Origin of the sequence: Peterkaempfera bronchialis, from assembly GCF_003258605.2 — a bacterium.
GTDB lineage: Bacteria > Actinomycetota > Actinomycetes > Streptomycetales > Streptomycetaceae > Peterkaempfera > Peterkaempfera bronchialis.
This window is the reverse complement of sequence record NZ_CP031264.1, coordinates 1553233-1567918: the sequence shown is the minus strand read 5'-3', so window position 1 is coordinate 1567918 and position 14686 is coordinate 1553233. Positions and strand designations below refer to the sequence as shown.

At 73.1% G+C, this 14686-nt stretch carries 6 protein-coding genes; 5 read left to right on the top strand and 1 reads right to left on the bottom strand.

All coding sequences use genetic code 11. The features are described 5' to 3' along the window. The first annotated feature begins 21 nt into the window (after positions 1-21). From C7M71_RS06835 to C7M71_RS06825, 3 genes are all read left to right on the top strand, one after another. Entirely contained in the window at positions 22-1245 is a 1224-nt protein-coding gene (locus tag C7M71_RS06835; RefSeq protein ID WP_111489181.1) for an SfnB family sulfur acquisition oxidoreductase, read from the top strand. Between the two features lie 45 nt (positions 1246-1290). Next, entirely contained in the window at positions 1291-2445 is a 1155-nt protein-coding gene (locus tag C7M71_RS06830; protein ID WP_111489182.1) for an LLM class flavin-dependent oxidoreductase, read from the top strand. A gap of 225 nt (positions 2446-2670) precedes the next feature. Next, positions 2671-5673 carry a bifunctional [glutamine synthetase] adenylyltransferase/[glutamine synthetase]-adenylyl-L-tyrosine phosphorylase gene (locus C7M71_RS06825; protein ID WP_111489202.1) on the top strand — a complete coding sequence of 1001 codons (3003 nt, stop codon included), beginning with the start codon at positions 2671-2673 and terminating at the stop codon, positions 5671-5673. Positions 5674-5689: 16 nt separating this feature from the next. Here the strand turns inward: C7M71_RS06825 and C7M71_RS06820 are convergent, their stop codons facing one another. Then, positions 5690-6553: a phosphatase PAP2 family protein gene (locus C7M71_RS06820; RefSeq protein WP_229758587.1), complete on the bottom strand. Its 864-nt coding sequence runs from the start codon at positions 6551-6553 to the stop codon at positions 5690-5692. A gap of 415 nt (positions 6554-6968) precedes the next feature. Between C7M71_RS06820 and pulA the strand changes: the two genes are divergently transcribed. Together pulA and C7M71_RS06810 are read left to right on the top strand one after the other, a co-directional pair. Further along, positions 6969-12626 carry a pullulanase-type alpha-1,6-glucosidase gene (gene pulA / locus C7M71_RS06815; protein WP_229758586.1) on the top strand — a complete coding sequence of 1886 codons (5658 nt, stop codon included), beginning with the start codon at positions 6969-6971 and terminating at the stop codon, positions 12624-12626. Positions 12627-12925: 299 nt separating this feature from the next. Further along, on the top strand, positions 12926-14626 hold the full coding sequence (locus C7M71_RS06810; protein ID WP_229759070.1) for a carbohydrate-binding module family 20 domain-containing protein: 1701 nt from the start codon (positions 12926-12928) through the stop codon (positions 14624-14626). The last annotated feature ends 60 nt before the right edge of the window (positions 14627-14686 follow it).

The window sequence follows — 14686 nt, the reverse complement described above, 5'->3', positions numbered from 1 at the left end:
CCCACGACGCAGGAGAACCCCGTGACCGCCCCCGCCCCCGTCCGCACCGCGACCGCAGCCGACCCCGCACGGGTGATCGCCGACGACGCCGAAGCGCTGGCCGTGGCCGCGCGGCTGGCCGACGAGTTCCGCGCCGGAGCCGCAGAGCGCGACCGGGACCGCAGGCTCCCGTACGCCGAGGTCGAGCGCCTCTCCGCCTCCGGTCTGCTCGGCATCACCGTGCCCGCCGCCCACGGCGGAGCCGACGTCAGGGCCGAGACCCTGGCCGAGGTCTTCCGCCTGCTGGCCACCGCCGACCCCAGCCTCGCCCAGATCCCGCAGAGCCACTTCGTCTATGTGGGGGTGCTGCGCCGCCAGGGCACCCCCGCGCAGCAGGAGTTCTTCCACCGCGAGGTGCTGGCCGGGCGCCGGCTCGGCAACGCCCAGTCCGAGGCCGGTACCCGGCACATCCAGGACATCCGCACCCGGCTCACCCCGGCGGCGGACGGCTCCCACCTGCTCACCGGCGTCAAGCACTACTGCACCGGCGCCCTCTTCGCGCACTGGATCCCCGTCCTCGCCCGGGCCGAGGACGGCACCCTCCAGGTCGCCTATGTGCCGCGCGACGCCCCCGGGCTGACCGTCGCCGACGACTGGGACGGCATGGGCCAGCGCACCACCGCCAGCGGCACCGTCCGACTGGAGGGGGTCCGCATCCCGGCCGACCGCGTCGTCCCCCACCACCTGACCTTCCAGGGGCCCCAACTGCATGGCGCCGTCGCCCAACTGCTGCACACCGCCATCGACACCGGCATCGCCGCCGCAGCCCTGGCCGAGGCCGCCGAGTTCGTCCGTACCAGGAGCCGCCCCTGGTTCGAGAGCGGCGTGGCGACCGCCGCCGAGGACCCGCTGCTGATCCAGCGCTTCGGCGAACTGGGCATCCAACTGCGCGCCACCGAGGCACTGCTGACCGCGGCCGCCCGCGCGGTGGACACCGCCACGGCCGACCTCACCGACGACACCGCCGCCGAGGCGTCCATCGCCGTGGCCGCCGCCAAGGCCCATGCCGCCACCACGGCGGTCGACACCGGCAGCGCCCTCTTCGAACTGGCCGGTACCCGCGCCGCCCTGGACAGCCTCGGCCTCCACCGCCACTGGCGCGACGCCCGCACCCACACCCTGCACGACCCGGCCCGCTGGAAGGTCCAGCACATCGGCCGCTACCTGCTCAACGGCACCCGGCCGCCCCGCCACGGCCTGCTCTGACCGCCGCCCGTACGCCCGCCCGCATCCCCACCCCCGGAGACCCCCGTGGCCCTGACCTTCCACTGGTTCCTGCCCACCTACGGCGACAGCCGCCATGTGGTCGGAGGCGGGCACGGCCTGCCCGCAGCGGCTGCGGGCGGCCAACGCCCCGCCACCCTCGGCTACCTCACCCAGGTCGCCCGCGCCGCCGAGGAGTTGGGCTTCACCGGCGCCCTCACCCCCACCGGCGCCTGGTGCGAGGACGCCTGGCTCACCACCGCCATGCTCGCCCGGGAGACCGAGCGGCTGAAGTTCCTGGTCGCCTTCCGCCCCGGCCTGGTCGCCCCCACCCTCGCCGCCCAGATGGCCACCACCTTCCAGCGGCACAGCGGCGGCAGGCTGCTGCTGAACGTGGTCACCGGCGGCGAGAGCCATGAGCAGCGGGCATACGGCGACTTCCTGGACAAGGACGCCCGCTACGCCAGGACCGGCGAGTTCCTGGAGATCGTCCGAGCCCTGTGGCAGGGCGGCACGGTCGACTTCACCGGAGACCACCTGCGGGTCGAGCAGGCCCGGCTCGGCCGGCTGCCCGACCCCGTCCCGGAGGTCTACTTCGGCGGCTCCTCGCCCGCCGCCGGGGATGTCGCGGCCCGCCACAGCGACGTCTACCTCACCTGGGGCGAACCGCCGGCGCAGGTCGCCGAGAAGATCGCCTGGATCCGCCGCCTGGCGGGGCGGGCGGGCCGCACCGTCCGCTTCGGCATCCGGCTGCACGTCATCACCCGGGACACCGCCGACCAGGCATGGGCCGAGGCCCGGCGGCTGCTGGACGGCTTCGCCCCGGAGACCGTCCAGGCCGTCCAGGCGGGGCTGGCGCGCAGCGAGTCCGAGGGGCAGCGGCGCATGCTCGCCCTGCACGGCGGCGGCCGGGACGGGCTGGAGGTCGCACCGAACCTCTGGGCGGGGATCGGGCTGGTCCGGGGCGGCGCCGGGACCGCGCTGGTGGGCAGCCATGCCGAGGTCGCGGAACGGATCACCGAGTACCACCGGCTCGGCATCGACGAGTTCATCCTCTCCGGGCACCCCCACGTCGAGGAGGCCTACTGGTTCGGCGAGGGCGTGCTGCCCCTGCTGGCCGACGCGGGCCTCTGGACCCACCCGGCCCACCCCGAACCCCAGCCCACCACCGCCCCGGTCCCCTTCGCCGCCCTCACCCGCTGACCCGCCCCGCCGGTTGCGAGGAGTGGGCGTCCGTCCGTCCAGCACCACCCGGTCCCCGCCGCCGCTCCCGGCTCCCTTCTCCGTCCTCGCTCCGCCGCCGGGTCGGGCGGTGACGAGTCGGCGAACGGCAGCAGTCCGTTGCCGAGCCGGTCCTGCCAGCGCGGGGCCGGGGCTCTAGGCTCGGAGCCGGTAGCCGTGGTGGACGGAGGGGTGATCGCCGTGGAGATGTCGGCAGTGCCGCGTGAGGGCCGCACCAGCCGTCCCGAGGTGCGGCTTGCCCGCCGGGGGTTCACCGACCCCGGGACGGCGCTGCGGCTGCTCGGCGAGCCCGCGCTGGGCGGCCTGGAGCAGGACAGCGTGCTGCTGGACGCACTGGCCGCCACCGCCGACCCCGACCTGGCGCTGCTGGGCCTCTCCCGGATGGCCGAGGCGCTGGGCGCCGACGAGCGCCGCCGCCTGCTGGACACCCTCACCACCGCCAAGCCGCTGCGCGACCGGCTGCTCGGCGTCCTGGGCACCTCCGCCGCCCTGGGCGACCACCTGGCCCGCCACCCCGGCGACTGGCACGCCCTGGTGACCTTCGAGGTCCGCGACATGCACCCGGGCCCGGAGGACTTCCTGGCCGCCCTGCGGGACGGTGTACGCCGCCGGGGCACCGCCGACGCGGCCGACGCCCTGCGGCTCGGCTACCGCCGCTGCGTACTGGCCATCGCCGCCCGCGACGTCACCGGCAGCACCGACCTGGCGCAGACCGCCGCCGAACTCGCCGACCTGGCCGGCGCCACCCTCCGCGCCGCCCTGGAGATCGCCGGCGAGGAGGACCCGGAGGCCGCCCGCGCCTGCCGACTCGCCGTGATCGGGATGGGCAAGTGCGGCGGCCGGGAGCTCAACTACATCTCCGACGTGGATGTGATCTTCGTCGCCGAACCGGCCGGTGACGCGGAGGAGCAGCAGGCCCTCCGGGCCGCCACCCGGCTGGCCTCCCGGATGATGCGGCTCTGCTCCGACACCACCGGTGAGGGCACCATCTGGCCGGTCGACGCCAACCTCCGCCCCGAGGGCCGCAACGGCCCGCTGGTCCGCACCCTGGCCAGCCATCTCGCCTACTACCAGCGGTGGGCCAAGACCTGGGAGTTCCAGGCGCTGCTCAAGGCCCGCCCGGTGGCCGGCGACGCCGACCTCGGCCGGGAGTACCTGGACGCCGTCACCCCGCTGGTCTGGAAGGCCGCCGACCGGGAGAACTTCGTCGCCGATGTGCAGCAGATGCGCCGCCGCGTGGTGGACTCCATCCCCAGCGCCGAGGTCGACCGGGAGCTGAAGCTCGGCCCCGGCGGCCTGCGCGACGTGGAGTTCTCCGTGCAGCTGCTGCAACTGGTGCACGGCCGCACCGACTCCACGCTGCACAGCCCCAACACCCTCCAGGCGCTCGCCGAGCTCTCCGCCGGCGGCTATGTGGGCCGTACCGACGCCGCCTCCCTCGACGCCGCGTACCGCTTTCTGCGCACCCTGGAGCACCGCATCCAGCTGTACCGGCTGCGCCGCACCCATCTGCTCCCGCGCGACGAGGCCGACCTGCGGCGCCTCGGCCGGTCGCTGGGCTTCCGTACCGACCCGGTGAAGGAGCTGGACCGGGTCTGGAAGCGGCACGCCATGGAGGTCCGCCGCCTCCACGAGAAGCTCTTCTACCGGCCGCTGCTGGACGCCGTCGCCCGCCTCGCCCCCGGCGAGGCCGGGCTCTCCCCGCAGGCCGCCCGCGCCCGGCTGGAGGCGCTGGGCTACGCCGACCCCGCCGCCGCGCTGCGCCACCTCTCCGCGCTGGCCTCCGGGGTGAGCCGCAAGGCGGCGATCCAGCGCACCCTGCTGCCGGTGCTGCTCGGCTGGTTCGCCGACTCCGCCGATCCCGACGCCGGGCTGCTCAACTTCCGCCGGGTCTCCGACGCGCTCGGCGCCACCCCCTGGTACCTGCGGCTGCTCCGCGACGAGGGGGCCACCGCCGAGTATCTGGCCCGGGTGCTCTCGGCCGGTCGGCTCGCCCCCGACCTGCTGCTGCGCGCCCCCGAGGCGGTCGCCATGCTGGGCGACCCGGACGGGCTGGTGCCGCGCGGCCGGGCCGGGCTCCAGCAGGAGGTACTGGCCGCCGTCGGCCGGGCCGGCAGCGCCTCCGACGGCGTGGTGGCAGCCCGCTCGGTGCGCCGCCGGGAACTCTTCCGCACCGCCGCCGCCGACCTGCTCGGCCGACTCGGCGACGACCCGTCCACGGCAGTGGACGCCGCAGGCGAGGCCCTCACCGACCTCAACGCCGCCACCCTGGAGGGCGCCCTGCGGGCCGCCGTCGACGGCTGGCAGGGGACCGCCGAGGAGGAGCTGCCGACCCGGATCGCGGTCATCGCGATGGGCCGCTTCGGCGGGCATGAGCTGGGCTACGGCTCCGACGCCGATGTGCTCTTCGTCCACGATCCGCTGCCGGGCGCCGACGAGGCCACCGCCGCCCGCGCCGCCCGGACCGTCTGCAATGAGCTGCGCACCCTGCTCGCCGCCCCCTCCACCGAACCGCCGCTGCTGGTCGACGCCGACCTGCGGCCCGAGGGGCGGCAGGGACCGCTGGTACGGACCCTGGCCTCGTACGCCGCGTACTACCGCCGCTGGTCGCACGCCTGGGAGAGCCAGGCCCTGCTGCGCGCGGAGCCGGTCGCCGGCGACGCCGAGCTGGGGGAGCGGTTCCGGGAGCTGATCGACCCGCTGCGCTATCCGGCGGACGGGGTGGACGACGCCGATCTGCGGGAGATCCGCCGGATCAAGGCCCGGGTGGAGTCCGAGCGGCTGCCGCGCGGCGCCGACCCCACCACCCACTTCAAGATCGGCCGGGGCGGTCTCGCCGACGTGGAGTGGACGGTGCAGCTGCTCCAGCTCCAGCACGGCCACCTGGTGCCGGAGCTGCGCACCACCCGTACCCGGGCCGCGCTGGCGGTGGCCCGCGAGGCGGAGCTGATCGAGCAGGAGGACGCCGAGGTGCTGGACGCCGCCTGGGTGCTGGCCACCCGGGTCCGCAACGCGGTGATGCTGGTGCGGGGGCGGCCCGGGGACAGCTTCCCGGTGGATGTGCGGGAGCTCGGCGGGGTGGCCCGCTACCTCGGCTACGGGGGCGGGCACGCGGGGGCGATGGTCGACGACTACCGCCGTACGACGCGGCGGGCGCGGGCCGCCGTGGAGCGGATCTTCTACGGCTGACCGGGGGCCGCGCGGGTCAGCGGCTGGAGGCGGCCACCTTGGGCTGCTCCGGCTCCTCGGTGGCCGGCCGGGGCAGCGTCGGCCCGCCCTGCCCGGCGGCTCCGGCCGGGAGGTGCTGGTGCGGCAGCTGCGGCAGGTGGAACGCCCAGCGGTGGTAGACCAGCCGGGAGGCCGTGAGGCCCACGGTCAGGCAGCCGACGCCGCCGACCGCGTCCATCAGGAAGTGGTTGGCGGTGGCGACGATCACCGTCAGCGTGGCCAGCGGATAGAGCAGGCCCAGCACCCGCGCCCAGCGGTGCCGGGTGAGGAAGGCGATGGTCAGCCCGCACCAGAGCGACCAGCCGATGTGCATCGACGGCATCGCCGCGTACTGGTTGGAGACATGCGCCATGTCGCCGGAGGCCATCGACCCCCAGGTGTGGTGCACCGCCACGGTGTCCACAAAGCTCTCGCCGGTCATCAGCCGGGGCGGCGCCAGCGGATAGAAGTAGTACCCGACCAGGGCGATGCCGGTGGTCACGAAGAGCCCGGTGCGGACGGCCGCGTACCGGCCCGGATGGCACCGGAAGACCCAGACCAGCACGCCGATGGTGATGATGAAGTGCAGGGTGGCGTAGTAGTAGTTCATGCCGGTGATCAGCCAGGTGACCGAGTTCACCGCGTGGTTGACGCTCTTCTCCACGGCGATGCCGAGGTGCTGCTCCAGGCCCCAGATCTGCCGGGCGTGCTGCTGGGCCGACCGCTCCTGCTCGGGGACCGCGTTGCGGATCAGTGAGTACACCCAGTAGCTGACCGCGATCAGCAGCAGTTCGAACCAGAGCCGGGGTCTGCCGGGGAACCGCCGCCAGTGGCCTACCCGCTCCCGCAGGGTGCGTGTCATGGCGGTGCGGCGCGTCCCGTCGCTGCTGTGCTGACCAGCGACGGAACCGGCGGGTCGCACCACTCGGGCGCACTCTGCGCCGGCTGCGTGGATATCGGTCGGTTCCCCCATGGGGGAGTAGTCTGCCAGACCGCCCCGTAGCCCCCGATCATCCCTTGGTCGGGGATTCTTCACCGCATGTACCCCTCTGGGCCTAGGGAGCGCCGCTGCCACAGGTAGGGGGTGGCCGCAGACGCGGCCCGATCCGGGGGGCCTCGCCCGTCGGACGTCGGAACCCCCGACGGGCGGCCATCCTCTCCGCGCGGCCCCCGACCCTCACCGGGGGTGCGCGATGCGCCTGCTCCGCCTGCCGCCGGACCGCCGGGCCACAGCGGGGTCGGGGAGCCCGGCCGGTCGGCAGCGGTGCGATTGCGGAGTGCGCACCCCGACCCTGCCCTTGCGGGCCGGGGGAGTCAAGACCTCGGCGCCGTTCTTGCGTCATCTTGCTGAAACGGATTGCAGGCCACTACGGTCCTGCCACTCGATCCGCCGTAGAGGGAGTAGGGAGTCCATCCGTGGCCGCACCGCCCGCGCAGCCCAGATCCACCACCCCGAGGAGAGCCGGTCGCGCAGCGGTGCTGCTGGCGGTCTCGCTGCTCGCCTCCACCCTGGGCGCGATACCCGCCGCCCGGGCCGCCCGGGGCCGGCCGCCCCACCGGCCCCGCCGTCGGACGCCGCGCTGGCGGCCACCGCCGCCCGGCACGACCTCAGCCGGGAGCAGTTCTACTTCGTCCTGCCGGACCGGTTCGCCAATGGCAGCACCGCCAATGACCAGGGGGGCATCACCGGTGGGCGGCTGGACACCGGCCTGGACCCCGCCGACAAGGGCTTCTACCACGGGGGCGACCTCAAGGGCCTGATCGACAGGCTGGACTACATCCAGGACCTGGGCACCACCGCCCTCTGGATGGCGCCGATCTTCAAGAACCGGCCGGTCCAGGGCACCGGCAAGGACGCCTCGGCCGGCTACCACGGCTACTGGATCACCGACTTCACCCAGGTCGACCCGCACTTCGGCACCAACGCCCAGCTCAAGGAGCTGATCCGGAAGGCCCACGCCCGAGGGATCAAGGTCTTCTTCGATGTCATCACCAACCACACCGCCGATGTCATCGACTACCGCGAGCAGACCTACGGCTACCGCTCCACCGGCGCCTACCCCACCCTGGACGCCGACGGCGCCCCGGTGCACGAGACCGAGATCGCCGACGCCAACGCGGCCCATGGCACCGCCCGGTGGCCCACGGTGACCAAGGACTCCTTCGCCTACACCCCGACCTACCGCAACGCCGCCGACGCCAGGGCCAAGACCCCGTCCTGGCTCAATGACGTCACGCTCTACCACAACCGGGGCGACTCCACCTTCGCCGGAGAGTCCGCCACCGAGGGCGACTTCTCCGGCCTGGACGACCTGGACACCCAGAACCCCCGGGTGGTCGAGGGCATGGAGCAGATCTACCGGAACTGGGTGCAGGAGGCCGGTGTCGACGGCTTCCGGATCGACACCGTCAAGCACGTCAACATGGCCTTCTGGACCCAGTGGGCGACCGCGCTCAAGGAGGACGCGGGCCGCCTGGGCAAAGCGAAGTTCTTCATGTTCGGCGAGGTCTACGACTCCGACCCGGCCGCCACCGCCCCGTATGTCACCCGGGGCAAGCTCCAGGCCACGCTGGACTTCCCGTTCCAGAGCGCCGCCCGCAGCTATGTCTCCCAGGGCGGCTCCGCCCAGGCGCTCTCCCGGCTGTACGCACAGGACTACCGCTACACCACCGCCGCCACCGACGCCTATGAGCTGCCGACCTTCCTCGGCAACCACGACATGGGCCGGTTCGGCGGCTTCCTGGAGAGCGACAACCCCGGCGCCTCGGCGGCGGAGCTGCTGAGGAAGGACACCCTCGGCCAGGAGCTCCAGTTCCTCACCCGGGGCCAGCCGGTCGTCTACTACGGCGACGAGCAGGGCTTCACCGGCGACGGCGGCGACAAGGACGCCCGCCAGGACATGTTCGCCTCCAGGGTGGCCTCCTACAACGACGACACCGTGATCGGCGGGACCCCGGGCGCCAAGGACCGCTACGGCACCAGCGGGCCGCTCTACCGCTCCATCGCCGCCCTGGCCAAGCTCCGCAGGGAGAACCCCGCCCTCGCCGACGGCGCCCAGATCGAGCGCCACGCCGACGACGGCCCGGGCGTCTACGCCTTCTCCCGGATCGACGCCGGGCAGCAGGTCGAGTACCTGGTCGCGGTCAACAACGCCGCCACCGACCGGACCGTCACCCTGGACACCTTCTCCGCCGGGATGCGCTTCAGCCGGATCCACCCCTCGGCCGGCGCCACCATCGTCAGCGGCGCCGACCGCAGGGCCACCGTGACCGTCCCGGCCGGCGCCGCCGTGGTCTACCGGGCCGCCGGCCGGGCCGCCGCGCCCGCCGCCGCCCCCGCCATCACCCTGAGGGCCCCCGCCGAGGGCTCCACCGGCACCGTCACCATCGGCGCGGACGTCTCCGGCGGAGGCTTCGACCGGGTCACCTTCGCCGCCCAGGTCGGCAACGGCGCCTGGCAGACCCTGGGCACCGCCGACAACGGCCGCTACCAGGTCACCCAGGACCTCTCCTCGGCGGCGCCCGGCACCGCCGTCCGCTACAAGGCCGTCGTCCAGGACTCCGCCGGGCACCTGCGCTCCGCCACCGGCGGCTTCACCACCGGCGCCCCCGTGGCGGAGACCCCCGGCACCGCCGCCTCCTACAGCTACGCGGTGGTGCACTACCAGCGCCAGGACGGCGACTACGACGGCTGGAACCTCTACACCTGGGGCGACATCGCCGACGGCGAGTCCACCACCTGGCCCGACGGCCACCCGTTCATCGGCCGCGACGCCTATGGCGCCTTCGCCTACGTCAGGCTGAAGCCCGGCGCCTCGTCGGTCGGCTTCATCGTCGAGAAGGACGGCGTCAAGGACTACGACGGCGACCGCACCGTCGACCTCTCCAAGGGCGCCGAGGTCTGGGTCCGCCAGGGCAGCGGCGACCTCGCCACCGCCAACCCCGACCCCGCCGCCCCGGGCACCTCCCAGGCGGTCATCCACTACCACCGCGCCGACGGCGACTACGACGGCTGGGGGCTGCACGTCTGGACCGGCGCCGCCACCGGCACCGACTGGGGCAGCCCGCTGCGGCCCGTCCGCAAGGACGCCTTCGGCGCGGTCTTCGAGGTGCCACTGGCCGACGGCGCCACCTCGCTGAGCTACATCGTCCACCGGGGCGACGCCAAGGACCTGCCCACCGACCAGTCGCTGGACCTGTCCGGCACCGGCCACGAGGTGTGGATCAACGGCGGCCAGGAGGGCTACATCCTCCCGCAGCTCGGCAGCGTCGGCGCCGACCTGGACCTCACCGCCGCCAAGGCCCAGTGGATCGACCGGTCCACCGTCGCCTGGCCCTCCACCGCCGCCGGAGGGGCCGACCTCCCGGCCGGAGCCTCCGCCCAGCTGGTGTACGACCCGGCCGGCGGCCTCGCCGTCCAGGACGGCGCCCTGACCAAGGACGGCTACTGGATCCGGCTGCTGCCCAAGGCCGGCGGCCTCACCGCCGCCCAGCTCGCCGCCTACCCGCATCTCAAGGGCTACCGCGCCTTCACCGTCGACCCCCGCGACACCGCCCGCATCACCCGCGCCCTGCGCGGCCAGCTGATCGCCACCCAGCGCAGCGCCTCCGGAGCCCTGCTCGCCGCCACCGGCGTCCAGACCCCCGGCGTGCTGGACGACCTCTACGCCCGCACCGCCGCCAAGGCCGAGCTCGGCCCGGTGGTCCGCGACGGCCGGGTGCGGCTCTCCCTGTGGGCGCCCACCGCCCGGTCCGTCTCCGTCGACCTCTACGACCGCGCCCGGGGCGGCACCCCGCAGACCGTGCCGCTCAGGCGGGACGACGCCACCGGCATCTGGTCGGCGACCGGCCCCGCCTCCTGGCAGGGCAGGTACTACCGCTACCAGGTCAGGGTCTGGGCCCCCACCGTGCAGCGGGTCGTCGACAACCAGGTCACCGACCCCTACTCGGTCGCCCTCTCCACCGACTCCGAGCGAAGCCTGGTCGCCGACCTCTCCGACCGGGCCCTCAAGCCCGCCGGCTGGGACAGCGCCAAGGCCCCCAAGGCGGTCAAGCCCACCCGGCAGCAGATCCAGGAGCTGCACATCCGCGACTTCTCCGTGGAGGACTCCACCGTCCCCGCCGCCGAACGCGGTACCTACCTGGCCTTCACCCGCTCCGACTCGGCCGGGATGAAGCACCTCAAGGCGCTCGCCCAGGCCGGCGTCACCACCGTCCACCTGCTGCCGACCTTCGACATCGCCACCATCCGGGAGAACCGCGCCCAGCAGAAGCTCCCCGCCTGCGACCTCAAGGCGCTCGCCGCCGACAGCGAGCGGCAGCAGGAGTGCGTGGCCGCCGTCCAGGCCGACGACGCCTACAACTGGGGCTACGACCCGTACCACTACACCGTCCCCGAGGGCTCCTACGCCACCCGCACCGACGGCACCGCCCGCACCGTGGAGTTCCGGCGGATGGTGCAGGCGCTGCACCAGGCCGGGCTGCGGGTCGTGCTGGACGTCGTCTACAACCACACCGCCGCCTCCGGCCAGGCCGAGCACTCGGTGCTGGACAAGGTCGTCCCCGGCTACTACCAGCGGCTCTCCGCCTCCGGCCAGGTGACCACCGACTCCTGCTGCGCCGACACCGCGCCCGAGCACGCCATGATGAACAAGCTGGTGGTGGACTCGGTCGTCACCTGGGCCCGGCAGTACAAGGTGGACGGCTTCCGCTTCGACCTGATGGGCCTGGACCCCCGGCAGACCATGCTGGACGTCAAGTCCGCGCTGGCGAAGCTCACCCCGGCCCGCGACGGCGTGGACGGCCGCACCCTCTTCCTCTACGGCGAGGGCTGGAACTTCGGCGTGGTCGCCGACGACGCCCGGTTCGTCCAGGCCACCCAGGCCAATATGGCCGGTACCGGCATCGCCACCTTCAACGACCGCCTCCGCGACGCCGCTCGCGGCGGCAACTACGAACTCTCCTCCGCCCCCCAGCAGGGCTTCGCCTCCGGCCTGTACACCGACCCCAACGGCAGCGCCGCCAACGGCACCCCCGCCGAGCAGCGGGCCCGGCTGCTGCACCAGATGGACCAGGTGAAGGTCGGCCTCACCGGCAACCTGGCCGGATACTCCTTCACCGACACCGCCGGGAAGCGCACCACCGGCGCCGGGGTCGACTACAACGGCGCCCCGACCGGCTATGCGGCCGACCCCGGCGAGGCGATCGAGTACGTCGACGCCCATGACAACGCCGACCTCTACGACGCCCTCGCCTACAAGCTGCCGGTCGCCACCTCGGCCGCCGACCGGGCCCGGATGCAGGCGCTGGCGCTGGCCACCACCGCCCTCGCCCAGGGCCCGGGCTTCGCCCAGGCCGGCAGCGACCTGCTGCGCTCCAAGTCGCTGGACTCCAACTCCTATGACTCCGGCGACTGGTTCAACGCCATCCACTGGGACTGCCGGGACGGCAACGGCTTCGGCCGGGGCCTGCCGATGGCCGCCGACAACCAGGCGATGTGGCCCACCGCCAGGTCCCTGCTGGCCGACCCGGCGCTGCGGCCCGGCTGCGAGGCCATCGAGGGCGCGAGCGAGCAGTACCGGCAGTTCCTGCGGATCAGGCAGTCCTCGCCGCTCTTCGCCCTGGACACCGCCGCCGAGGTGCAGCGGCGGCTCACCTTCCCGCTCTCCGGCACCGCCGGGGAGACCCCGGGCGTGATCACCATGCATCTGGACGGCACCGGCCTGCCCGGCGCCGAGAAGGGCATCACGGTGGTCTTCAACGCCACCCCGCAGGCCCAGCGGCAGACGCTGAGCCGGCTCCGGGGCAGCCGGCAGGCGCTGCACCCCGTGCAGGCGGGCGGCGGCGACCGGGTGGTCAGGGCGTCCGCCTTCGACGGTGCCACCGGTACCTTCACGGTTCCGGCGAGGAGCGTCGCGGTCTTCGTGCAGCACTGACGTCCTGACGGACAGTCAGTATTCGGTGGAGGGCCCTCCCGCAGCTCATGGGAGGGCCCTCCGCCATGCGGTGGGGGAGTTCTGCGGGGAGTCTTGACGGGGTCCGGTCAGAGCTCTAGGTTCTGCGCACGGCAAGTTTCCAGCAAGTTTCACCGGACTTGCAGCAACTTGCTGAAGGGGATTGCGGATCGCTCTCTCCGCCCACCTCCAGCCCCCCAGGAGACACCGTGGACCACCCCACCCCCGAGCCGCAGCCCAGACGCCGGTCGCGCGCCGCCGGAGCCCTCACCGCAGCCGCCGTGCTCAGCCTCTCGGTCGGCACCGGCCTCGCCCTCGTCCCCACGGCCAACGCCACCCCGCCCGGCAGCAAGGACGTCACCGCCACCCTCTTCGAGTGGAAGTACGACTCCGTCGCCAAGGAGTGCACCGGCACCCTCGGCCCCAAGGGCTATGGATATGTGGAGGTCTCCCCGGCGACCGAGCACATCCAGGGCCCGCAGTGGTGGACCTCCTACCAGCCGGTCAGCTACCGGATCGCCGGCCGGCTCGGTGACGCCACCTCATTCCGGAACATGGTGAACACCTGCCACGCGGCGGGCGTCAAGGTGCTCGCCGACGCGGTGATCAACCACATGTCGGCCGGCTCCGGCACCGGAACCGGCGGCAGCCAGTACACCAAGTACAACTACCCGGGCTACTACGCCAACCAGGACTTCCACAGCTGCCGCAGCGACATCACCAACTACGGCGACCGGAGCAACGTCCAGAACTGCGAACTGGTCGGCCTCGCGGACCTGGACACCGGCAGCGACTACGTCCGCAGCACCATCGCCGCCTACCTCAACAACCTCATCTCGCTGGGCGTCGACGGCTTCCGGATCGACGCGGCCAAGCACATGGCCGCCTCCGACCTGGCCGCCATCAAGTCCAAGCTCAGCAACCCGGGCATCTTCTGGGCCCAGGAGGTCATCTACGGCGCCGGCGAGGCCATCCAGCCCGGCGAGTACACCGGCAACGGCGACGTGGACGAGTTCCGCTCCGCCACCGACCTCAAACGGATCTTCACCGGCGACCGGCTCTCCTCCCTCTCCAACTGGGGCGCCTCCTGGGGCTACCTCTCCAGCGACAAGGCCCGCACCTTCGTCGACAACTGGGACACCGAGCGCAACGGCTCCACCCTCACCTACAAGTACGGCAACACCTACACCCTGGCCAATGTCTTCCTGCTGGCCTGGCCCTATGGCTCGCCCAACGTCTACTCCGGCTACGAGTTCTCCGACAACGACGCCGGCCCGCCCAACGGCGGCACCGTCAACGCCTGCTACAGCGACGGCTGGAAGTGCCAGCACAAGTGGCAGCAGATCGCCAACATGGTGGGCTTCCGCAACGCGGTCTCCGGCACCTCGGTGACCAACTGGTGGTCCAACGGCAACAACGCCATCGCCTTCGGCCGCGGCAGCAAGGGCTATGTCGCGATCAACCACGAGAACGGCGCGATCACCCAGACCTTCCAGACCTCGCTGCCCGCCGGGACCTACTGCGACATCCAGCACGGCGACCCCACCAGCGGCGGCGGCTGCACCGGCACCACCTACACCATCGGCTCCGACGGCCGGTTCACCGCCACCGTCGGCGCGGGCGACGCCATCGCCCTGTACACCGGCGCCCCCGGCTCCACCACGACCCCCACCGCCAACCCCACCTCCGCCACCGGAGCCTCCTTCGCGGTCAACGCCACCACCGTGTTCGGCCAGAACATCTATGTGGTCGGCAACACCGCCACCCTCGGCAACTGGGACACCGGCAAGGCCCTGCTGCTCTCCTCGGCGAGCTACCCGGTGTGGAGGCTCGACGTCGCCATGAGCGCCAACACCTCCTTCGAGTACAAGTACATACGCAAGGACGCCGGCGGCAATGTCACCTGGGAGACCGGCGCCAACCGCACCGCCACCGTCCCCACCGGCGGCAAGGTCACCCTCAACGACACCTGGCGCAACTGACCTCCCGCCAGACCGCCGCCCCCTGCCCGGCCTCGATCGGGAGCCCTCGACCGAGAGCCG